Below are 22,733 nucleotides of genomic sequence, written 5' to 3'. Positions count from 1 at the left end.
GCGCGGGGCGCGGTCCGCGTGCGGCGGACGGCGGCTGCCGGTCGGTGTGATCGGGGTGCGCTCCGAACGGGCCGCGTGCGGATGGGCCGGATGGGTGGGCGTCCGGGACGAGCGGGCCGCCGGGGTGGTGTTCTCGCGGGCCGTGGCCTCTTCCTCGGCGGTCGCGTGCGGCCCCAGCAGCGCGGGAGTGCCCACCCGGGCCGGTACGGGCGCCGTGCTGGTGCCCTTGCCACGGGCACGCCAGCGGTCGCGCAGCGACAGGATCCAGGTCTCCGTACGGGGGATCAGCGGCTCGAACCACGGCAGCGCGAGCAGGACCAGCAGACCCGCGACCCAGCCCAGGACGACATCGCTCAGCCAGTGCGTACCGAGATAGACCGTGGTGAGGCCGACGCCGAGGGACATCAGCGCCGAACCGGCGGACAGCCAGCGCCTGGCCAGCGGGCCGGTGGCCAGATAGGCCAGGATCCCCCAGGTCACCACGGCGTTCGCGGTGTGACCGCTGGGGAATATATCCCCGCCCATGCCCATTTCGTTCGAGCCGATGGTGGTCGCGTAGTGCGGTCCGAGCCGGCCCATGCCGATCTTGGCGGCACCCACGGTGACATTGAGCAGCAGCAGCGCGACACCGAACACGAGCAGTGGGCGCAGAGTGTGCTGACGCCAGGCGCGCCAGCCCAGCCACGCCGAGATCATCACGGCGGTGGGGCCGCGCTGGCCGAGCACCACGTAGTAGTCGAGGAACGCGTGGATCTCCGGCCACTGCTGGTAAGGCCGGAAGAACATGACCTGCCAGTCGAGCCGGACCAGCCATGAGGTGATCACTACGGCCCACACGGTGGCGAGGTAGAAGGCCAGGGTCGCGACAAGGAGCGCGATCCTGTGCCTGCTCATCTTCGGCACATCGATGTGGGTCGGCCGTTCCGGTTCCCGGTCCAGCCTCGCGAACACCCGGTCCAGACGGGCGAGGTTTCCTTCGGTACTCACTCAATCGACGTTACAGCGAGTGAGCGCAGTTCTCCGCCCAATCTGCGGCTTTGTAATGACGATGTGATGTGGGATTCCTCTCAGGATGATGTTTAATTCCGCAGAATCCCTATTGAGGAGCGCACCTTCCCTTCATTTCCATTGATCATGCGGCGAGCTTGTTTAATGGCTCTTTCGAATTGGTTCACCGTACGGTCGTCCGGAATTCGCCCGGCGGTCAGGGCGGTCCTGAGCCGTTCAGCCAGAACGCCCCGTACACCGCCGAGGCCACCGCGACCGCGCCCGTCACCAGCGCCGACCTGGACGTACGCAGCCGGGCCAGGGCCAGGGCGAGCGGCAGCAGGAGGGGGAAGGCGGGCAGCAACAGGCGTGGTTTCGAGCCGAAGTAGCTCGACGCGCACAGGGCCAGCAGGGTGACGACACCCGCGTACACCAGCAGCGGCAGCGGCTGGCGCTGCCGCACGCAGACCACGTACAGCCAGATCAGCAGGCCCACGCCGACGATCAGTCCGATCCCGGCCAGTGCCGACGGGAACGACGTGAACTTGTCGGCGACGAAGCTGGCGAAGGCGGCGCCGCCGTCGAAACCGTTGCGCCAGCCGGCCTGGACGTCCAGATAGCCCAGGGGGCCCTTGCCGGTGCGGTGGCCGACCCACAGGACGTACCCGGCGGCGCCGAGCGGCGCGATGAGCATGGCGAGGGCGCGTCGCCAGGTGGGCGCGCCGTGCGGGGTGGCGGGCGTGCTCCGGTCCTGTACGTACGAGACGCCTCGGTCTCGTACGGACGAGGCGATGGCCGCCGCCCACACGGCCGCCACCACCGCGAGGCCCACCGGGCGGGTCAGGCCCGCCAGCAGGGCCAGGGTGCCCGCCGTCAGCCAGCGGCCGGTGAGGACCGCGTACAGGGACCAGGCGGCCAGCGCCGTGAACAGTGACTCGCTGTACGCCATCGACTGGACGATCCCGACCGGCAGCACCGCCCACAGCAGCACCGCGCAGACGCCGGCCCGGCGGCCGTAGACGTGATCCGCGACCGCGAACACCCCCCACGCGGCCGCCAGCGAGGCGACGACACTCACCGCGAAGCCCGCGTCGGCGTACGACATCGGGGTAGCCGAAGCCAGGAGCCGCTCCAGCCAGGGCAGCAGTGGGAAGAAGGCGAGATTCGAGTGCACATCGCCGTTGGGGAGACGCACCTCATAGCCGTAGCCGAGTTCGGCGACCCGGGTGTACCAGACCGAGTCCCAACGGGCGGTCAGCAGCTTGTACGCGCTCTTGTCCCGCGCCGCGCTCCACACGGCCAGCGCCACCAGGCCCAGCAGACGGACGGCCGCGTACCCGAGGAGGGCGGGCGCCGCTCGGCGGAGCGTGGGAAGCGCCGGGAGCGCGGGGGGCGGGCGGGTTCCGAGGTCGGTCACCGGTCGATTATCGACGGCGTATCGAACAGGGGCGGACGGGGAGGTGGGCGGCCCGCCGGGTGCGTGGTGTACACCACACGGGTTCCGTGGGTGGGTGAGAGGTCCGACACTTTTCGCCGCTGCGAACTCGCGTACGCTGTCGGACCACTCGCTATTCGCCGCGCGGACTGAGGACACCGCTCCTCCTCAGCCGGAGCCCCGGGGAGTCCCCACCCCGCGGACCGCCGAACGCGAGGGAACCTTGGAGGTACGTACATGTCCGGGACGACCAGGGCTGCCGTTGCGCTGCGCCGCCGGGCGGCCGGGGCCGGTGCCGGAGCCAACCGCTGGGTCGTCCTTCTCGTCCTCTGCACCAGTCTGCTGCTCGTCGCGGTCGACGCGACCGTGCTGCACGTGGCGGTACCCGCCGTCAGCGAGGACCTCCGGCCCGGCGCGATCGAGCTGCTCTGGATCGTCGACATCTATCCGCTGGTCTGCGCCTCGCTGCTGATCCTGTTCGGCACGCTGGGCGACCGCGTCGGCCGACGGCGGATCCTGCTTCTCGGGTACGCGCTGTTCGGCGTCGCCTCCGGTCTTGCCGCCCTCGCCGACAGTGCTCAGGTGCTGATCCTGGCGCGGGCGCTGCTGGGGGTCGGCGGCGCGATGATCATGCCCGCGACGCTCTCGATCCTGCGGCAGGTCTTCCCCGACCGGCACGAGCGGGCGCTGGCGATCGGCGTGTGGAGCGCGGTGGCGGCGGTGGGCGCGGCGGTCGGGCCGCTGCTCGGCGGCTTCCTGCTGGAGCACTTCTGGTGGGGCTCGGTCTTCCTCGTCAACATCCCCCTGATGCTGGTCAGCCTTCCGGTCGGCCGGCTGCTGCTGCCCGAGTCGCGCGGCGGGCAGGACACCGGTCCGTGGGACGTGGTCGGCGCGCTGACGGCGGCGGGCGGGCTGTTCGGGGTCGTGCTGGGCGTGAAGCGGCTGGGTGGCGGGGAGGGCGCGGGGAGTTTTTTGACGATCGCGCCGCTGGTGGCGGGTGCGGTGATGCTGGTTGTTTTCGTACGGCGGCAGCGGCGGCGCAAGCATCCGCTGGTGGACCTGCGGATGTTCGCCCGGCCCGCGTTCAGTACGTCCGTCGGGTGCATCGTGCTGGCGATGCTCGCGCTGGTCGGGCTCGAGCTGATCGCGGCGCAGTATTTGCAGCTTGTGCTGAAGCTCTCGCCCCTGGAGACCGGGCTACGGCTGCTGCCGCTGACGCTGGCGGCGATGGCGGCCGGGCTGGCGGGGGCGCGGCTGCTGCGGCGGTTCGGGCCGCGGACGATGGTGTGCGCCGGGTTCTGCCTCACGGCGGGGGCGGTCGTGCTGCTGATGGCGATGGGCGGGCGGGACAACCCGGGGCTGTTGCTGTCCGGGTTCGTGCTGCTGGGCTTCGGCCTGGAGACGACACTTTTCGGGGCGTACGAGTCGATGCTGGCCGAGGCTCCGGCGGAGCAGGCGGGTGGGGCTGCGGCGATCGGCGAGACGTCGTACCAGCTGGGCGCGGGGATCGGGATCGCGCTCCTGGGAAGTGTGATGAACGCGGCTTATGCACCGGGAGTGGGGTCGGTGCCCGGGGTGCCTGCGTCGGCGTCGGCTGCGGCGGGGCATTCGCTGGGCGAGGCGTACGAGGTTGCCGGGCGGCTCGGGGGGTCGCCTGGGGCGGCGCTTCGTTCGGCGGCTCGGGATGCGTTTGTGCACGGGCTGCATGTGACGTTGCTGGTGAGTGCGGGGTTGTTGGTGCTGGGGGCGGTGATGGCGTTGCGGTTGCCGCGGGTCATGCAGTGTGGCGGGGCTGGTGGGCTGGCTGCGGTGCCTGGGCCTCGGGAGGTTGCGGGGAGCCGCGTGTCGGTGTGAACGGGGGGTTCGCCCACCCGCCCGCCCGTGCGGCTTGATCGAGACGTGGGCGTCTCCTGTGGGGGCGGGTGTCTGCCGGCGGCTGCGGGTCAATACCTTTCCCACCCGCCCACCCGTGCGGGTCGGTTCGATCGCGGGCGTCTCCTGTGGCGGCTGGCGTTCGTCGGCGGCTGCGGGCCAGGGACCTTTCCCGCCCGTGCGGGTGGGTCGCAGCGTGGACCTCTGCCGTGGGGCGTGGGGGAGCGTTGGCGGCTGCGGGTGGTTCGGCGGGCCGCTGCTGGCATTGCTCACACCTTGTCGGGTGAGAGGCCTGCATGTCAGTCGGCCCGCACGGGCGGGTCGGTGGGAGAAGTTCTGACGCTGACTTGCAGCCGCCTACGGACGCCAGCCCCCACAGGAGACGCCCGCGATTGAACCCACCCGTACGGGTGGGCGGGCGGGAAAGGTCCTGACCCGCAGCCGCCGACGAACGTCAGCCGCCACAGGAGACGTCCGCAAATGGACAGGCCCGCACGGGCGGGCGGGTGGGAAAGGCCGTAGGCGGCGATCGATCTCGTGCTCAGCCGTGGACGTGCGGCATGCTTCGTCGTAGCGTCGGGGTGTTGTAACTAGCGATGCTAGTTAAAGTTATCGGAGGCTTCTCTGTGGCTGGGTTTGCGAAGCTGCCCCCTTTTGATCCCGCCGACCTGCTCGGGCTCGACGACACGCTCGACGCGGAGGATCTGGCGATCCGGGACACCGTGCGGGCCTGGGCTGCGGATCGGGTGCTGCCGTATGTCGGGGGGTGGTTCGAGGACGGGGAGCTGCCGGATATCAGAGGGCTTGCTCGGGAGCTTGGGGGTATCGGTGCCCTTGGGATGTCGCTCGACGGGTATGGGTGCGCCGGGGCTTCCGCCGTGCAGTACGGGCTTGCCTGTCTGGAGCTGGAGGCCGCCGACTCCGGAATCCGGTCCCTTGTCTCCGTGCAGGGGTCCCTCGCCATGTACGCCATCCACGCCTTCGGGAGTGAGGAGCAGAAGCAGACCTGGCTGCCCCGGATGGCCTCCGGCGACGTCATCGGCTGCTTCGGGCTCACCGAGCCCGACCACGGGTCCGACCCCGCCGGTATGCGTACCTACGCCAAGCGCGATGGCCTGGGCGGCGGCTGGGTGCTCAGCGGGCGGAAGATGTGGATCACCAACGGGTCCGTCGCCGGTGTCGCTGTCGTGTGGGCGCAGACCGATGACGGGATCCGGGGGTTCGTCGTGCCCACCGACAGCCCCGGCTTCTCCGCGCCCGAGATCAAGCACAAGTGGTCCCTGCGTGCCTCCGTCACCAGTGAGCTGGTGATGGATGAGGTGCGGTTGCCCGGTGATGCCGTGCTGCCCGGTGCCAGCGGGCTGCGCGGGCCCCTCAGCTGTCTCTCCCATGCCCGGTACGGGATCGTCTGGGGCGCCATGGGCGCGGCCCGGTCCTGCTTCGAGGCCGCCGTCGAGTACGCGAAGACGCGCGAGCAGTTCGGGCGTCCCATCGGGGGGTTCCAACTCACCCAGGCCAAACTCGCCGACATGGCGGTCGAGCTGCACAAGGGGATTCTGCTCGCCCACCATCTGGGGCGGCGCATGGACGCCGGCCGCCTGCGTCCCGAGCAGGTCAGCTTCGGCAAGTTGAACAACGTACGCGAGGCCATCGACATCTGTCGTACGGCCCGGACGATCCTCGGCGCCAACGGGATCTCGCTCGAATACCCCGTGATGCGGCACGCGACGAACCTCGAGTCGGTGCTCACGTACGAAGGCACCGTCGAGATGCACCAGCTGGTGCTGGGCAAGGCGCTCACCGGACTTGACGCCTTCCGCTGACCTGAACAGCGGCCGGCGCGGCCGGTGAGCTGCCTTGCCTCAGCTCTGGTTGAAGAAACCGTCCGCCCGGTGCGGCTGGGCCTCTCCGCTGACGATCTCCGTGTCGGAAGGGGTCAGCAGGAACACGCGGTTGGACACCCGCTCGATCGAGCCGCGCAGACCGAAGATGAGGCCTGCCGCGAAGTCGACGACGCGCTTGGCGTCGGCGGGCTCCATGGCCGTGAGGTTCATGATGACCGGGACGCCGTCCCGGAAGAGCTCGCCGATGGCGCGGGCGTCCCGGAAGCTGTCCGGGGTGACCGTGCCGATCCGACGGCCCTTCTCCTCGGCCACCTCGCCGGCGACCTTGACCCGGGGGTCCGTGACCCAGGCATCCCCGGGCTGCTCGGTTCCCTCGGAGTAGTCGTCGTCGTTGTAGTAACGCTCGTCATCGTTGTCGTCGACGAGGCCAAGCCAGGCGCTTGCCTTGCGTACCGATCCCATGGACGCCTCCTCTCACAGCGGTCCTTCTTGCTTTCCGCATCCCTATCGTCATCCATGATGCGGATGGCGCGCCAAGTGAATAGACGCCGCGCGGGGGTTTCGTGACGGTACTGGTGCACAACCATTTCGTCGAGAGCCCCCGCGCCGCAAGGGTCTTGCTGTGTGCGGCTGCTGACTGAGAGTGAAATATGATTCTTCGTGGCGTATGGGTGAGCGTTGGGACGTATGGGTGAATGGGCGTCCTGCCCGCATTCCTGACGGAGCCTCAGACGCGGTCGACGGAGGCCCGGTCGCCTCCGAGGTGGATCTGACGCATGATCAGTCCTTCAGAAACACGTTGTACGTCCGCCGCCTCGAAGGTCGTCCCGGCGCCGGGCGCCACGTTCAGGCCGCACAACTGGGTCAGATCTGTGACCTTCGTGAGTTCGCTGTCGGGCAGGGGTTACGGGAGAAGAAAGGGGCGCGTGAGGGGAGGGGTGTGCGCGGGTGTGAAGGCGCTGGCTAAGCGTGAAGTGCGTGATGTGCGCGGGAGAACGCGAAAAGGCGCCCGTACGAGCGGGCGCGCAGGGGGTCAGCTCAACAGGAGGAGGACCACACTCGACCAAAGTCGATGTGGGAGCGTTTGACCAGCCACTGCTGTGGATGCATGGGGTAAGTGGAACAGGCATCCGGTTCGGCGTCAACCGACATGAGACGAACCGCTCACAGTTCGGACAGCCTTGACAGCGAGGGGAAACGGCGCCGTACAGTCGGTGAACGGCTCTGCTGAGGGGCTCGGCCGTAACGCGCGCCAGATACGACGTTCCGCGTCGTGTCCGTGCCGCGCGCACCTGTGTGAAGGCATCACCGTGTTCGACCTATCGCGTCACGGAGCCCTCGCATGTCCTCACACACTCTGGCCAAGTCGGCCCCACCCGCGGACGCGGCACAATCACGCGACGAGACCCTTCCGGTCGTCGTCCGGCGCCGGCGGCACGGCCAGTGGACCGCCGCCGTACCGCGCGGCCCGTGGCTCACGCTCCGGCTGACCGCCGTCGCCGTCGCCGTCATCGGGCTGACGCTGCACGAGGCCGCGTACTCGAGCGAGGGAGTTGCCCGGTGAGGCCGACTCTTGTCATCGTGGGGGCCGGTCCGCGGGGGACCGGTCTTCTGGAGCGGATCGCCGCCAACGCGCCCGAGCTGTACGGGGATTCGGGCCTCGACATCCATCTCGTCGACCCCCATCCGCCGGGCGCCGGCCGGATCTGGCGCCAGGAGCAGTCCCCGCTGCTGTGGATGAACTCGCAGGCCCAGGACGTCACCATGTTCACCGACGAGACGGTGACCATGAAGGGCCCGGTGCGCCCGGGGCCCACGCTGCACGAGTGGGCGGACATCGACGGCCGGGTCTTCTCGGACCGGCAGCGCCTCGGCGCCTATCTGAACTGGGTGTACGAGGATTCCGTGGCCGCCCTGCCGCCCGGTGTCCGCGTCCGGCACCACGCCGGGCGCGCGCTGCGGGTCAGCGGGCCGCGCGAGGGGCGTCAGCAGGTGTGGCTGGAAGGACACGCCCGGCCGCTGCTCGCCGACCTCGTCGTCCTGACGCTCGGCCATCTCGACGCCGAACTCGACGACGAGCAGCGCGAGTTGGCCGCGTACGCGCAGGCTCATGGGCTGGTCCATCTGCCGCCCGACTTCACCGCCGACAGCGATCTGTCCGCGCTCACGCCCGGTGAACCGGTCCTCGTGCGCGGCTTCGGGCTGGCCTTCGTCGACCTCATGGTGCTGCTCACGGAGGGGCGCGGCGGGCGGTACGAGGGTGATCCTTCCGGTGCGGAAGGGGAGTTGACCTATCTGCCGTCCGGGCACGAGCCCGTGTTGTACGTCGGCTCGCGGCGCGGGGTGCCGTACCACTCGAAGATCGGCTACGACTGGACCGGTGAACGGCCGCCGCTGCCGCGGTTCTTCGGGCCCGCCGAGGTGGACGCCCTGCTCGCGCGTCCGGACGGCTTCGACTTCCGGCGGGACGTATGGCCGCTGGTGGAGAAGGAGTTGGGGTTCGCGCACTACCACCGGCTGTTCACCGTCCACCCGGAGCGCACGAGTGGCACCTGGACGGACTTCGAGGAGAAGTACGCCGCCGCGGACCTGGCGGAGCGGGAGGTACTGGTCGCCTCCACCGTGCCCGACCCGGCCGACCGGCTCGACCTCGACGCCCTCGACCGTCCGCTGGAGGGGGTGCGGTATCCGTCGTACGAAGCGCTCCAGGAGGGGCTGCGGGGGTACATCCGGGACGATCTGACCCGGCATCACAATCCCTCGTACAGCCCCGACTTGGCTGTCTTCCTCGGGCTGCTCTCCGTCTACGGGCAGCTGGTGCGGCTCGGGGACATCGGGTCCTGGTGGCACGGCTTCTTCAGCTATCTCGCCTCGGGGCCGCCCGGGCCCCGGCTGCGGCAGATGCTCGCGCTGTCCCGGGCCGGCATCCTCAACTTCCTCGGCGCCGACACGATCGTCACCGCAGAGGACGGGGTGTTCCGGGCGAGCGGTGCGAGTGTGCCCGGTGCCTCGGTGGAGGCCCGCGCGCTCGTCGAGGCACGGCTGCCGGAGCCGACCGTGGAGCGCGCCCGCGACACCCTGCTGCGCGAGCTGTACGCCGACGGGGCCGCCGTCACCCCCGAGGGGCTGCTCGCCGTGGACCCCGGTGACGGGCGGCTCCTGGACCGGGACGGCCGGCCGCATCCCCGGCGTTTCGCGCTCGGGCCGCACACCGAGGCGCGGGGCTCCGGGGCGTTCACCCGGCCGCGCACCGGCGGTCCCGCGTTCCGCCAGAACGACGCGACGGCGCGCGCCGCGCTGTCTTTTCTGCGGGCGCTGGACTGTCGCGAGCGCGGTGCCGAGCCCGGTCACTTGCTCGGCGCCGAGTCCGGTGTCGAGCGCGGCGCTGAGCGCGTTGCCGGGTCTGGTGTTGAGCGCGGTGTCGGGCTTGGTGTCGGGTCCAGTGCTGAGCGCGGTGTCGAGTCCGGTATCGAGCCGGGCGCCGAATCGGGCGACGGGCCGGGTGCCGAGTCCGGTGTCGGACGTGGTGGTGAGCGCGCTGTCGGGTCCGGTGTTGAGCGCGGTGTCGAGTCCGGTATCGAGCCGGGCGCCGAATCGGGCACCGGGCCGGGTGCCGAGTCCGGTGTCGGACGTGGTGCTGAGCGCGCTGTCGGGTCCGGTGTTGAGCGCGGTGTCGGGCTTGGTGTCGAGTCCAGCGCTGAGCGCGATGCCCGACCGGGCGCCGGGTCGGATGCCGAGCGCGACACCGCCGCCTGAAGTCCTGCCTTGCCATGCGGGTGCTGTGAGCGCACCGACGAAAGGTTTACCCATGACCTCAACGCACGGTCGGGGGCTGCTGCATCTGGCCGCTGCCGTCGACCGACAGGGATTGTTCGACGCCGACTTGTACGTCGAGTCGGCGCGGCTCGCCGAGCGTGGCGGGCTCGACTTCGTGACGCTCGGGGACTCCTTCGCGCGCCCCGGCCCCGACGCGCTCGGTGTGCTCGCGCGGGTCGCGCCCGCCACCTCGCGGATCGGTCTTGTGCCCACCGTGACCACCACGCACACCGAGCCCTTTCACGTCCAAGCGGCGGTGGCGACCCTCGACTGGGTCAGCGGCGGCCGGGCCGGCTGGCAGCTCGACGTGTCGGCGACCGAGGCCGAGGCCCGGCTCTTCGGCCGCCGCCGCGCCGAACCCGGCGACGCGCTGTGGCGGGAGGCCGGTGAAGTCGCCGACGTGGCCGCCCGGTTGTGGGACAGCTGGGAGGACAACGCCGAGATACGGGACGTGGCGGCCGGCCGTTTCATCGACCGGGACAAGCTGCACCACGTCGACTTCCAGGGCGCCACCTTCTCCGTGAAGGGCCCGTCCGTTGTGCCGCGGCCGCCCCAGGGGCATCCCGTCCGTGTCGTCGACGTGACCGAGGGACAGGCCCGGCAGACCGCGGCCCAGTACGCCGACGTGGTGCTCGTCCGGGCCGTGAGCGCCGCCCAGGCGGGTGCCGTACGGGACGAACTGCGTGTCGCCGCCAAGGACTTGGGGCGCGATCCGGACGGGTTGCGGGTCCTCGCGAGCCTCGTCGTCGACCTTGGGGGTGGTGAGCACGCCGCCGCGCCGGGGCACGGGGGAGGCGGTCCCCGGCTGAGCGTGCACGGGCCGCTGTACCGGGGCGGGCCCGTCGACCTCGCCGAGCTGATCACCGCCTGGCACATGTCCGGCATCGTCGACGGCTTCCATCTCGTCCCCGCCGAGCCGCGCCGCGACCTGGAGCGGCTCGTCAACGGAACGGTGGCGCTGCTCCAGCACCGGAGCCTGTTCCGCACCTTCTACCCGGGCCGTACTCTCCGGGAGCACCTCGGACTGGCCCGGCCCGTCAACCAGTACGCCGGGTCGGTCGTGGCCGCCAGGGGTGCGTCATGACCGTACGGGCGCCGGGGCGTCGGCAGATGCACCTCGCCGCGTACTTCCCGGGGGCCGACGGAACCACCGTGTGGGCCGATCCGAGGGACGGGTCGCCGATCGGGTTCGCGTCCTTCGAGCGGCTCGCCCGGACCGCCGAGCGCGGGCTGTTCGACTTCTTCCTCCTTGCCGACGGGCTGCGGCCGCGCGAGCACGAGGATCGGATTTATGACCTGGACGTGGTCGGGCGGCCCGAGTCGATCACCGTGTTGAACGCGCTCGCCGCCGTCACCGGGCGGATCGGGCTCGCCGCCAGCGTCGACGCGACCTTCGGCGAACCGTATGAACTCGCCCGCAGATTCGGCACGTTGGACCATCTCAGCGGCGGACGGGCCGCCTGGAACGTGGTGACCTCGGCTGATGCCCTCACCGGCGAGAACTTTCGGCGCGGCGGCTTTCTCGACCGGGCCGATCGGTATCCGCGCGCGGCCGAATTCGTCGAGGCGGCACGGGAGTTGTGGGACTCCTGGACACCGGAGGGGGTGTCCCGGCCCTTCGCGTACCGGGGCCAACACTTCGACATCGCGGGCGAGTTCGGCGTACCGCGCTCACCGCAGGGGCAGCCGGTGGTGATCCAGGCGGGGGACTCGGGGGAGGGGCGGGAGTTCGCCGCGTCGGCCGCCGACGTGGTCTTCGCGAGGTACGGGAGTCTGGACGCCGGGCGCGCCTTCTACGCCGACCTCAAGGGGCGGCTCGCGAAGTACGGGCGGGCGCCCGGGGACCTGAAGGTCATGCCCGGGGTGGGTGTCGTGCTTGGCGACACCGACGCCGAGGCGCGGGAGAAGGCCGCCGAGATCCGCCGGCAGCAGGTCTCGCCGCAGCACGCGATCCTCGCGCTGGAGGAGATCTGGGGCACCGATCTCTCCTCCTACGACCCCGACGGTCCGCTGCCCGACTTCGACCCGGTGCCGGGGAGGGCCGTGGTGCGGGGGAGGGGCGGGATCGCCGACCCGGTCCAGGTGGCCGAGCGGTGGCGGGCCCTGTCCCGGGCGAAGGGGCTGTCGATCCGGCAGACCGTCATCGAGGCGAGCGGCCGGCACTCCTTCGTCGGCACCCCGCGGTCGGTCGCCGACGGGCTCGACACGGTCGTACGGGAGGAGGCGGCCGACGGGTTCGTCCTCGTCCCGCATCTCACCCCGGGCGGACTGGATGAGTTCGTGGACCTGGTCGTGCCGCTGCTCCAGGAACGTGGCGCGTTCCGTACGGAATACGAGGGGGTCACCCTGCGCTCGCACCTCGGGCTGGGCGAACCCGTATGGACGGGCTGACAGGGCGTCGCGCCGACAAAGATGACATACAGGTTGTGTACGGGCCGCGCACAGAACGCGTGGTCCGGGCGTGTGCCGAGGGCGGCGCACGGAGTGTTTCCAGGGAGTGAGCTGGAGTGGGTTCATGACGGTGGACGCGTCCGAGGCGTCGCGGAAATGGCACGAACGGCGCATCGGGACGGTGTCGGCGCCCTACGGGCCCCTCTCGCTCGTCGGTACGCACTGGGTCGAGGGCTTTCCGGACGGTCGAATTCCGGCCATCCGTGGGTGGTGGGCAGTCGACGGTGATGCGGTTGTCCTGACCGCTGTGGCCCCGGACGGGCTGACGCTCGACGGTGAGCCTTTCGCCGGGGAGGTCCGGCCGGCCGCCGGCCAGGGCCCGGCGGGCGCCGCCCGGGTCGGCCTCGGGGAGCGACGCCTGGTCGTACTGGTGCGCGAGGGTGGCTGGGGTGTGCGTGACTTCGGCCCCGCCTCCGAGACCCGTACGGCGTCCAAGGGCGTCGAGGTCACCGCGTACGACCCGCGCCGGTCGGTGCCCGGCCAGTTCACACCGTACGAAGGGCGACACGCTGTGGGCCGTCTTCGCCGACTCGACCAGCGGCGACGGCAGTTATCGCCTCCGGTTTCCGTGCCCTGCCGCTCCGGGCGCGGAGGGGCGCGCGACGGTGGACTTCAACCGGTCCCTGCTTCCACCGTGTGCGTTCGCCGACCGCTTCGTCTGCCCCTTTCCCCTGTCGGCGAATACGCTGGTCGTCGCGATAGCCGCAGGAGAACGCGATCTCCGCTGGAGCGATGCCGGTACGCCGCCGGAGCACTGCCAGAGCGTCACCAGAACACCTAGCTCCTTGATCAACCCCTCCGGGTCGTACGGGGGTTGAACAACGTGAGGCCGAAAGGCGCCCTTGCGTCGGTCGGCGGTACGGCCGAATACTCCCACCCAGCGCTTGTCAGGGTCACAGCATGTTCGGAATCCGGACAGAGTGGTCCCTGACTGCGCCTCACGGGCCCCGACCCCACGCGGGCCCCCGACTTCCCATGTGGAGGAACGACAAGTGAGGATCAAGCGCACCACCCCCCGCAGTGGCATCACGAGACGGACCCGGCTGATCGCCGTCAGCACCGGACTCGTGGCCGCGGCCGCAGTCGCGATCCCCAATGCGACCGCCGCCGACGTCACCTCCTTCAGCACCGCCCAGCTCTCGAAGGCGAGCAGCTCGGTGCTCAAGGCCGACATCCCGGGCACCGCCTGGGCCGTCGACGCCAAGACGAACCGCGTTGTCGTCACCGTCGACAGCACGGTCTCCAAGGCGGAGATCGCGAAGATCAAGCGGCAGGCGGGCACCACCGCCGGCGCCATCACCATCAAGAAGACCCCGGGTACGTTCAACAAACTGATCTCCGGCGGCGACGCTATCTATGCGAGTAGCTGGCGCTGCTCCCAGGGCTTCAACGTCCGCAGCGGCTCCACGTACTACTTCCTGACCGCGGGTCACTGCACCGACGGCGCGGGCAACTGGTGGTCCAACTCCGGTCGTACGACGCTGCTCGGCGCGACCTCGGGCTCCAGCTTCCCGACCAACGACTACGGGATCGTCCGGTACTCGACCAGCTACCCGACGAGTTCGATCTCGGGCACCGTCGGCAGCGTGGACATCACCAGCGCCGCCACCCCGTCCGTGGGCACCACGGTCTACCGCCGCGGTTCCACCACCGGCACGCACAGCGGCCGGGTGACCGCACTGAACGCCACGGTCAACTACGGCAGCGGTGACATCGTCTACGGCATGATCCAGACCACGGTCTGCGCCGAGCCCGGCGACTCCGGCGGGCCGCTCTACTCCAACGGCGGTGTCGCCTACGGTCTGACCTCGGGCGGCAGTGGCAACTGCACCTCCGGTGGTACGACCTTCTTCCAGCCCGTCACGGAGGCCCTGAGCGCCTACGGCGTCAGCGTCTTCTAGAGCAAACGGCTGGAACAACCGGCACTATCGGTTTTCGCACGGCCTGACCTGCAGCCGGCAGCAGCAGGAGAGCCCCCGTACGCAACTCGCGTGCGGGGGCTCGCTCTTGTGCGCCTGACGGAGTTACCTTCGGAGTACAGAAAGTATCGGCAGTACGGGAAATATCGGTAGTACAGGAAGTCTCCCCTGCATACGCCCACTTCGGACCCTGGGGGGCCGGCATGGTCGAGGAGCTGGTGACAGCGGGAGTCGCTGTCGCGTCCGTCGGAGTGATGTACGTGGCATCGGCGGCGCGAGTCGTCAAACAGTACGAGCGGGGTGTGGTGTTCCGGCTCGGTCGGCTCACGTCGAACGTCCGTGGGCCAGGGTTCACGGTGATCGTGCCCTTCGTGGACAAGATCCGCAAAGTCAACATGCAGATCGTGACGATGCCCGTGCCCGCGCAGGAGGGCATCACGCGGGACAACGTCACGGTCCGGGTCGACGCGGTCGTCTACTTCAAGGTCGTCGACGCGGCCGACGCGGTCGTCCAGGTCGAGGACTACCGGTTCGCGGTCTCGCAGATGGCGCAGACCTCGCTGCGTTCGATCATCGGCAAGAGCGATCTCGACGATCTCCTCTCCAACCGCGAAAAGCTCAACCAGGGCCTGGAGTTGATGATCGACAGCCCGGCGATGGGCTGGGGTGTGCAGATCGACCGGGTCGAGATCAAGGACGTGTCCCTGCCGGAGACCATGAAGCGCTCGATGGCCCGGCAGGCCGAGGCCGACCGCGAACGCCGGGCCCGGGTCATCAACGCGGACGCCGAACTGCAGGCCTCGAAGAAGCTGGCGGAGGCCGCCGGGGTGATGTCCGAGCAGCCTGCCGCGCTCCAACTCCGGCTGCTCCAGACGGTGGTGGCGGTCGCGGCCGAGAAGAACTCGACGCTCGTCCTGCCCTTCCCGGTGGAGCTGCTCCGCTTCCTGGAACGGGCACAGCAGCCGGCCGGGCAATCAGCTGGGCAGCCGGTCGGGCAGCCGGTCGCGCCCTCGGCGGAACGGCCGGTCGCGCCGGCGCCAGCGGCGGGGTCGCCGGAGGTGGCGCGGGCGTCGGATGCGTCGGACGACGAGGAGCGGTCGGCGATCGCCGAGCGATCCGGTCAGTCCGGGCAATCACTGTCCGAGCAATCGCTGCAGGAGCAACTTCCGTCCGCCGCGTCCCTGTTGGAACTGAGCCCCGAAGGGGCGAATTCAAGACAGGACTAGACCTCACCGTCTGCCCACTCGTTACCCACCCGTCGTGTTTGCAGTGCGAATTCATGTGAGGCAACTGTGCGATGACCGTGGACAGTCAAGGTGGGTTTGCCGGTGGGGGCGCACGCCCGTTTATCTACGCGCGTCCTGAAGTCGACCTTGTGCGCTCCCTGAACGTCTCGGAATAGTGGGTGCAGTTCGACCGGCCAAGGAGGTCCCCACAACCTCCGGCCGAACCCCCCACAGGAGGACGCAAGTTGAAGCACCGACGCATATCCAGGCGCCGTGCCACCGTGGTAGGTGCGGGTATCACCGCACTCGTCGCCGCGGGAGTGACCTTCCAGAGTGCGAACGCGAGCGAGGTCACCAAGTCCGCCGAGCCCAAGGCCCTTTCGGTCCTGGCGGCCGGAAAGATCGCCTCGACACTCGGCAAGGACCTCGGCGCCGACGTCGCGGGAACGTACTACGACGCGAAGACGAAGACCCTCGTCGTCAACGTGCTCGACGAAGCGGCGGCCCAGTCCGTCGAGTCGGCCGGCGCCAAGGCCCGGATCGTCGAGAACTCCGTCGCCGAACTCGACAGTGCCCGTACGACCCTGAAGCAGGACGCGACCATCCCCGGCACCTCGTGGGCGGTCGACCCGACGGCCAACAAGGTCGTCGTCACCGCCGACCGCACGGTCTCGGCGGCCGAGTGGGCCACGCTCACCAAGGTCGTCGACGGCCTCGGCGGTACGGCCGAACTCCAGCGTACGAAGGGGGAGTTCAGGCCCTTCATCGCCGGTGGCGACGCGATCACCGGGAGCGGTGGCCGCTGCTCGCTCGGCTTCAACGTCGTCAAGGGCGGCGAGCCGTACTTCCTGACGGCCGGGCACTGCACCGAGTCGATCTCGACGTGGTCGGACTCGTCCGGCGTGATCGGCGAGAACGAGTCGTCCAGCTTCCCCGGCAACGACTACGGCCTGGTCAAGTACACGGCCGACGTCGACCACCCGAGCGAGGTCGACCTCTACAACGGCAGCGCCCAGCAGATCACCGGCGCGGCATCGGCCACCGTCGGCCAGTCGGTGACCCGCAGCGGCTCCACGACCCAGGTGCACACCGGCACGGTCACCGGTCTGAACGCGACCGTGAACTACGGCAACGGCGACATCGTCAACGGGCTCATCCAGACCGACGTCTGCGCCGAGCCCGGTGACAGCGGCGGCTCGCTCTTCTCGGGCAGCAGCGCGATCGGCCTCACCTCCGGCGGCAGCGGTGACTGCGACTCGGGCGGGGAGACCTTCTTCCAGCCGGTCACGGAGGCGCTGTCGGCCACGGGTACGCAGATCGGCTGAGGCTTCGCCTTCGCGTCGTTCGCATCCTTCGCATCCTTTGCGCACGATCCCTTTCCCGGCCTGATCGGTCCGGGACGATCCCGCCCCTGGGTTTCCGGGGGCGGGTTTTCGTTGTGGGCGGCGGCCAGTGTGACGTCTCGGTGAGATACAGTTTCGATCCTGACACTGAGTTTCACTATTCAGTGAGTAGATCATGTATGGCACTTAGAACCGCTGACTGGAGACAAGACCTCATGGCCAAGACCCTCGGACTCATCGGCAGCGGCATGATCGGCGGCGCGCTGGCCCGCCTCGCCGTCGGCGCCGGTCTGAACGTCGTACTGAGCAACTCCCGAGGCCCCGAGACCCTCGCCGACCTCGTCGCCGAACTCGGTCCGCAGGCGCGTGCGGCCACGCCCGAGGAGGCCGCGCAGGCCGGTGACCTGGTGGTGGCGACGGTCCCGCTGGGCGCCTACGAGCTGCTGCCCGCCGCAGCCCTGGCGGGCAGGACAGTCATCGACACCATGAACTACTACCCCGACCGCGACAGTCGGATCGCCGAGCTGGACGCGGGCGAGCAGACCTCCAGCGCCCTGGTGCAGCGGCACCTGGCCGAGTCCCGGGTGGTCAAGGCGTTCAACAGCATCGACTTCCGGCGCCTGTTCACCTCCGCCCGGCCCGCCGGTGCCCCCGACCGCAGCGCTCTGCCCGTCGCCGGTGACGACACGGCCGCCAAGGCGCAGGTGGGTGAGCTGCTGGACGCCCTCGGCTACGACGCGGTGGACATCGGCACGCTGGCCGACAGCTGGCGCAGCGAGCCGGGCACTCCGGTGTACGTCCAGCCGTACCTGGCGGCGCAGCCCGAAGGGCTGACCCAGGAGGAGATGGGGCGCTGGTTCTTCGAGACGCCGGGTGTTCCGGTGCCGGTCGACAAGGTGCGGGAACTGACCGGCAGTGCTGTCCGGCGGGCTGCGGGCGACGCCAGGGCGACTCTCAGTCGGGACTGAGGTGGGGAGGGCGGGACTGGCGCGGGGAGGGCGGGGGAACCGGGCAGGTCAGGGCGGTTCGCCCGCACTCCCCGCCCGCCCTCCCCGCCCGCACCCTTTACCGTCCCCAGCCGCACCCGTACGCCGGGCCGCGGGCTCCCGCCGGAGAGTCTGCGGCCCGACCCCGCGCGCGTGGTCAGCCGTACCGGCGACGTCTTCGCCGCCGACCCGGGCGGGTTACGGCCGCGGGCAGGCACTGAAGGCCGGCCCGCCCGGCAGTGCAATGTCGCCCGCCGTTTCTTCTGCCTCCCCCGGGTTGCCCGCAGCCTCTTCGCGGACCCGGACAGCCAACTGCGAGGCTGTACGGCCCGGTTGCGTGCCCCGGTCGGCAACGCCCCCCCCCGCCGCCCCGATCCGACCACTCTCGTCGGAGAGCGTGTTGTGACCGTTCGCAGTTGTTGGCGGTTCGCCCGTGTAGTCCTCGCAGGTCATGGCACTTCTGTTCGTCGAAGGGCGCGTCATCCGCCGGCGGCGTCCGCGGCCTCCCAGCGCAGCAGGTCGCCCGGCTGACACTCGAGCACCTCGCAGAGCGCGGCGAGCGTCGCGAAGCGGACCGCCTTGGCGCGGCCGTTCTTGAGTACCGCGAGGTTGGCGGGCGTGATGCCCACGCGGTCCGCGAGTTCGCCCACGGACATCTTCCGCTTCGCCAGCATCACGTCGATGTCGACGGTGATCGGCATCAGATCACCTCGTCCAGCTCGGCCTGCATCTGTGCCGCTTCGACGTCGCGTGCGACGGCCTGGGCGAGGAGCATCCGGAGTACGAGCACGATGAGGGCGACCCCCAGGATGGCCAGGCCGACCCCGGCCATGATGACGGTGACACCCGGGTCGTCCCGCTGGCCCGGCGCGTTGACGGCCGTGACCGCGAACCACACGAGGGCGGCCGCCACGATCGCGCCGATCACGCCGTCCACGTACCGGAAGGCGGCGTGGGAGAACACGGTTCCGCGTCGCACCATCGCCACCAGCCGCCACACGCAGACCACAGCGACCTGCACCGACACCATGCCCAGGATCGTGATCACACGCAGCGCGGTCAGCGGGAGCGATCCGTCTTCCGGGTCGTTCCCGCTGACCAGTACCCACACCATCAATGCCTGTACGAACACGGTGCCGGCGAGCACCACCACGAGCACGGCGCGCAGCGCACGTACTGTCAGCTTTCCCACGGCCCGTCCTTCCATCGAGTTGCGATGGAAATCTATCGAAATTCGATAGGTGAAGCAAGGGGTGGGGTAACGGGGTGGGGTGGGGAGTGCGCCGCGAAGTCCTCCCGAATGCGGCAATCGAACGAGTGTGCGAGCCTTGGGTTATGGTGAGGACCTCGTGGGACGGGTCGGTCGAAGGGGGGCTTGTGGGTAGCAGGAGGTGTGTATGTCGTTTACGCACCTCCATGTCGCCAGTGGCTACTCACTGCGCTACGGCGCCAGCCATCCGCACGCGCTCGCGGAGCGGGCGGCGGAACGTGGGCTGGACGCTCTCGCACTGACCGACAGGGACTCCCTCGCCGGTGCCGTGCGCTTCGCGAAGGCGTGCGCGCGGGCCGGAGTACGGCCCTTGTTCGGTACTGATCTGGCGGTTCCCGGTGCGCCGGGGGCCCGGTCGGCCGGGGCGAAGCGGCAGCGCACTCCGGCCAGGGGTGGTGCCTTCGTGACGGAGGCGCCGTTCCGGGCGGTGTTCCTGGCGCGGTCCGCGTCCGGCTGGGCCGAGCTGTGCCGTCTGGTGTCCACCGCCGCCACGTCCGCCGAGTCGGCCGCGTCGTCCGAAGGGATCGGTTGGGAGGACCTGGCCGGTGACGGCGACGGGCTGTTCGTGCTGCTCGGGGCCGGTTCCGAGGTGGGCCTCGCGCTGGCGGCGGGGCGGCCGGACCGGGCGGCGCTGCTGCTGGAGCCCTGGCGGGAGCGGTTCGGGGAGGCGTTGCGCCTGGAGGTGGTCTGCCATGGGCGGCCCGGCACCGGACCGGGGTCGCTGCGGCTGGCCGCGCGGATAGCGGGCTTCGCCGCCGAGCAGCAGGTGACGGCCGTGCTCAGCAACAGCGTGCGATACGCCGATCCGGGCCAGCGGGAGGTTGCCGACATCCTGGATTCCGCGCGTCTGCTGGTGCCGATCGACAACCGGGACGCGGCCCGGCTGGACAGTGGGCAGCGCTGGCTGAAGGACGCCGGGGAGATGGAACGGATCGCCGGACGGATCGCCGAGGCGATGGGCGGACGCGGCGCGGAGGCGCAGCAGTTGTTGAAGGCGACCGAGGAGACGGCGGCGGCCTGCGTGGTCGATCCGGGCGAGGCGTTCGGGCTGGGGCGGCTGAATCTGCCGGAGCCCGATCTGGTGGGCGCCAGTGCGGAGTCGGCCGACCGTGTACTGGCCGAACGGTGTGCGGCGGGGATGATGAACCGCGGCTATCACAGGGAGGTGGCGCGGTGGGACCGGCTGGAGGACGAGCTCCGGATCATCGCCGGGCACGGCTTCGCCGGCTATTTCCTGACCGTCACCGAGGTCGCGGCGGAGGCCCAGAAGCTGGGTATCCGGGTCGCGGCGCGCGGCTCGGGGGTCGGCTCGCTGGTCACCCACCTGCTGGGGATCAGCCCGGTCGATCCGGTGGCGCACGGCCTGGTCATGGAACGCTTCCTGTCCGCGCGGCGGTCCGCGCTGCCCGACATCGACCTGGACGTGGAGTCGGCCCGCAGGCTCGAGATCTATCAGGCGGTGCGCGAGAGATTCGGGGGCGAGCGGGTGGCGACGCTCGCGGTGTACAAGACGTACCGGGTGCGCGGGGCGATCGAGGACGTGGCGCGGGCGCGGGGCGTGGACCCCGACCGGGCCGCTCGGCTGGCCAAGGAGTTTCCGCACATCCGGGCCCGGGACGCCCGGGCGGCGCTGACCGAGCTGCCGGAGCTGCGCGAGGTCGCCGGGGAGGACCACGGCCGGTTGTGGGAGCTGGTGGAGATGCTGGACGGGCTGCCGAACGAGGCCGCGATGCACCCGTGCGGGCTCCTGGTGTCCAACGCCGGGCTGCTGGCGCGCACCCCGGTGATGCCGACCACCGTCGAGGGCATCACCATGGCCCAGTTCGACAAGGAGGACATCGAGGACACCGGACACCCGAAGATCGACGTCATCGGCGTACGGATGCAGTCGGCGCTCGCCCACGCGGTCGCCGAGATCGAGCGGGTCACCGGCGAGCATCTCGACCTGGACGACCCCGCGCAGGTGCCGCCCGACGATCCGGCGACCTACGACATGATCGTGTCCGGGGACACCATGGGCACGTTCCAGCTCGAAAGCCCTGGCCAACGCGAGCTGGTTAGAAACCTGCGGCCCCGCTCCTTCCTCGACCTGATCATCGACATCAGCCTGTTCCGGCCCGGCCCGGTGGCCGCGAACATGGTGCACCCGATGATCGAGGCCCGCGACGGCCGGACCCAGGCCCGCTATCCGCACCCGAGCCTGAAGCCGATCCTGGAGGAGACCAAGGGGCAGGTGGTCTTCCACGAGCAGGTCATCGAGATCATGACGACGATGACCGGCTGCGACCGCGGCATGGCCGACGAGGCGCGCCGCGCGCTGTCCGACCCGGACCGGCACGGCCGTATGCGGGCCTGGTTCGCCGCCGAGGCCCGTACCCGTGGCTACCAGGCGCAGGTCGTCCGGGAGGTGTGGGGGATCCTGGAGAGCTTCGGGAGTTTCGGCTTCGCCAAGGCGCACGCTGCGGCCTTCGCGCAGCCCGCCTACCAGTCCAGCTGGCTCAAGGCCCACCGGATGGCGGCCCTGCTGGCCGGGCTGCTCACCCATGATCCGGGGATGTACCACAAGCGGGTCCTGGCCGCCGACGCCCGTCGGCACGGGGTGCCGTTGCTGCTGCCCGACATCAACCACTCCCGGGCCGCACACAGAATCGAACTGGTGTCTGATAAGTGGGGAGTTCGGATCGGACTGTCCCAAGTACGCGGTATCACCGAGGCCGAGACCGAACGCATCACCGGCGGACAGCCCTACACCTCACTGGGCGACTTCTGGCAACGCGCCCGGCCCAGCCGGCCGTTGGCCGAACGCCTCGCCCAGGTCGGGGCGATGGACTCCTTCGGGCCCCGGCGTGAACTGCTGTTGCGGATCGCCGAGTTGCACCGGTCCGGTCGCGGACACGGCTCGGCCTCGGGGCAACTCCCCATGGACGACGATCCGGGCGCCTCGACGGACGGCGTTACGACAGCGGGGCTGCCGGTGATGAGCACCTCCGAGCAACTCGCCGCGGAACTCGACGTACTCGGCATGGATGTCTCCCGTCATCTGCTGGAGGACCACCAGTCCCTGCTCGCCGACATCGGCGCGACCCCCGCCGCCGATCTGCCGCATCTGCGGCACGGCACTCCCGTCCTGGTCGCCGGGATCAAGGTCGCCACCCAGACCCCGCCGATCCGCTCCGGCAAGCGCGTCGTCTTCGCCACCCTCGACGACCCCACCGGCCTGTCCGACCTGGCGTTCTTCGAGGACAGTCACGCACGCTGCGCCCACACGGTCTTCCACAGCGGCCTGCTGCTGGTACGCGGGACGGTGGCCCGCCGCGCACCGCGCGCGTTCAGCATCACCGGGACCGCCGCCTGGGATCTGGCCGAGCTGATCGACCTGTACCGGGACGGGGGCCCGGCCGCCGTCGCCGACCGCCTCACCCGTCAGGCCCCCGCAGCGGGTCCGGCCGCCGCGCACCGGACCATCACCCAGCCCACCGGCTACGAACTGCACCCCTGGGCCGACCTGCAACCTCCTGGCGCCCCGGTCATCAGCGGACGGACCTTCCATCACTCCAGTCCCGGAAGCGCGGGGTGACCGACGA

At 70.3% G+C, this 22,733-nt stretch carries 16 protein-coding genes and 2 pseudogenes; 13 read left to right on the top strand and 5 right to left on the bottom strand.

The window, feature by feature from the left end; genetic code table 11:
* Window positions 1-987 (bottom strand): phosphatase PAP2 family protein (locus ACWCRB_RS12735; protein ID WP_450996059.1); only part of this gene is annotated, 987 nt, incomplete at its 3' end.
* A 217-nt stretch (window positions 988-1,204) separates the two neighbouring features.
* The gene (locus tag ACWCRB_RS12730; protein WP_450996058.1) at window positions 1,205-2,404 is read right to left on the bottom strand and encodes a mannosyltransferase family protein; all 1,200 of its coding nucleotides are present in this window, start codon (window positions 2,402-2,404) and stop codon (window positions 1,205-1,207) included.
* Between the two features lie 255 nt (window positions 2,405-2,659).
* Between ACWCRB_RS12730 and ACWCRB_RS12725 the strand changes: the two genes are divergently transcribed.
* Both ACWCRB_RS12725 and ACWCRB_RS12720 read left to right on the top strand, forming a co-directional pair.
* Complete coding sequence (locus tag ACWCRB_RS12725; protein WP_450996057.1) at window positions 2,660-4,276, top strand: MFS transporter; 1,617 nt, start codon at window positions 2,660-2,662, stop codon at window positions 4,274-4,276.
* Window positions 4,277-4,920: 644 nt separating this feature from the next.
* Complete coding sequence (locus tag ACWCRB_RS12720; RefSeq protein ID WP_450996056.1) at window positions 4,921-6,117, top strand: acyl-CoA dehydrogenase family protein; 1,197 nt, start codon at window positions 4,921-4,923, stop codon at window positions 6,115-6,117.
* Between the two features lie 39 nt (window positions 6,118-6,156).
* Here the strand turns inward: ACWCRB_RS12720 and ACWCRB_RS12715 are convergent, their stop codons facing one another.
* Window positions 6,157-6,600: a cell division protein SepF gene (locus ACWCRB_RS12715; RefSeq protein ID WP_369032909.1), complete on the bottom strand. Its 444-nt coding sequence runs from the start codon at window positions 6,598-6,600 to the stop codon at window positions 6,157-6,159.
* Window positions 6,601-7,480: 880 nt separating this feature from the next.
* Between ACWCRB_RS12715 and ACWCRB_RS12710 the strand changes: the two genes are divergently transcribed.
* The 10 genes and pseudogenes from ACWCRB_RS12710 to ACWCRB_RS12665 all read left to right on the top strand — a co-directional run bounded on the left by ACWCRB_RS12710 (window position 7,481) and on the right by ACWCRB_RS12665 (window position 18,410).
* Window positions 7,481-7,702: a hypothetical protein gene (locus tag ACWCRB_RS12710; RefSeq protein ID WP_450996055.1), complete on the top strand. Its 222-nt coding sequence runs from the start codon at window positions 7,481-7,483 to the stop codon at window positions 7,700-7,702.
* Window positions 7,699-9,456 (top strand): annotated as a pseudogene (locus ACWCRB_RS12705) (FAD/NAD(P)-binding protein); the annotation flags it as partial. The gene ACWCRB_RS12710 and the pseudogene ACWCRB_RS12705, both read left to right, overlap by 4 nt.
* Before the next feature lie 490 nt (window positions 9,457-9,946).
* Window positions 9,947-11,038, top strand: coding sequence for an LLM class flavin-dependent oxidoreductase (locus ACWCRB_RS12700; protein WP_450996054.1), 1,092 nt, complete (start codon window positions 9,947-9,949; stop codon window positions 11,036-11,038).
* 26 nt (window positions 11,039-11,064) lie between these two features.
* The gene (locus ACWCRB_RS12695; protein WP_450996062.1) at window positions 11,065-12,345 is read left to right on the top strand and encodes an NtaA/DmoA family FMN-dependent monooxygenase; all 1,281 of its coding nucleotides are present in this window, start codon (window positions 11,065-11,067) and stop codon (window positions 12,343-12,345) included.
* Between the two features lie 124 nt (window positions 12,346-12,469).
* Window positions 12,470-13,223 (top strand): annotated as a pseudogene (locus tag ACWCRB_RS12690) (DUF1684 domain-containing protein).
* Window positions 13,224-13,397: 174 nt separating this feature from the next.
* Window positions 13,398-14,306 carry a S1 family peptidase gene (locus ACWCRB_RS12685; RefSeq protein WP_389357738.1) on the top strand — a complete coding sequence of 303 codons (909 nt, stop codon included), beginning with the start codon at window positions 13,398-13,400 and terminating at the stop codon, window positions 14,304-14,306.
* A gap of 221 nt (window positions 14,307-14,527) precedes the next feature.
* The gene (locus ACWCRB_RS12680) at window positions 14,528-15,550 is read left to right on the top strand and encodes a slipin family protein (RefSeq protein ID WP_450996053.1); all 1,023 of its coding nucleotides are present in this window, start codon (window positions 14,528-14,530) and stop codon (window positions 15,548-15,550) included.
* A gap of 245 nt (window positions 15,551-15,795) precedes the next feature.
* Window positions 15,796-16,875, top strand: coding sequence for a S1 family peptidase (locus ACWCRB_RS12675; RefSeq protein ID WP_450996052.1), 1,080 nt, complete (start codon window positions 15,796-15,798; stop codon window positions 16,873-16,875).
* Window positions 16,876-17,072: 197 nt separating this feature from the next.
* Complete coding sequence (locus tag ACWCRB_RS12670) at window positions 17,073-17,861, top strand: NADPH-dependent F420 reductase (protein WP_450996051.1); 789 nt, start codon at window positions 17,073-17,075, stop codon at window positions 17,859-17,861.
* A gap of 171 nt (window positions 17,862-18,032) precedes the next feature.
* Window positions 18,033-18,410, top strand: coding sequence for an MmyB family transcriptional regulator (locus ACWCRB_RS12665; protein WP_450996050.1), 378 nt, complete (start codon window positions 18,033-18,035; stop codon window positions 18,408-18,410).
* Here the strand turns inward: ACWCRB_RS12665 and ACWCRB_RS12660 are convergent.
* Window positions 18,359-18,580: a helix-turn-helix domain-containing protein gene (locus ACWCRB_RS12660; RefSeq protein WP_450996049.1), complete on the bottom strand. Its 222-nt coding sequence runs from the start codon at window positions 18,578-18,580 to the stop codon at window positions 18,359-18,361. The genes ACWCRB_RS12665 and ACWCRB_RS12660 overlap by 52 nt on opposite strands.
* Window positions 18,580-19,071 (bottom strand): DUF2975 domain-containing protein, encoded by a 492-nt coding sequence (locus ACWCRB_RS12655; RefSeq protein ID WP_450996048.1) that lies wholly within the window; start codon window positions 19,069-19,071, stop codon window positions 18,580-18,582. Before ACWCRB_RS12655 ends, ACWCRB_RS12660 begins: the two co-directional genes overlap by 1 nt.
* Window positions 19,072-19,276: 205 nt before the next feature.
* Between ACWCRB_RS12655 and ACWCRB_RS12650 the strand changes: the two genes are divergently transcribed.
* Complete coding sequence (locus ACWCRB_RS12650) at window positions 19,277-22,726, top strand: DNA polymerase III subunit alpha (RefSeq protein ID WP_450996047.1); 3,450 nt, start codon at window positions 19,277-19,279, stop codon at window positions 22,724-22,726.
* The last annotated feature ends 7 nt before the right edge of the window (window positions 22,727-22,733 follow it).

This window comes from Streptomyces sp. NPDC002156, from assembly GCF_053593675.1.
This window is presented reverse-complemented; position numbering and strand designations above follow the sequence as displayed.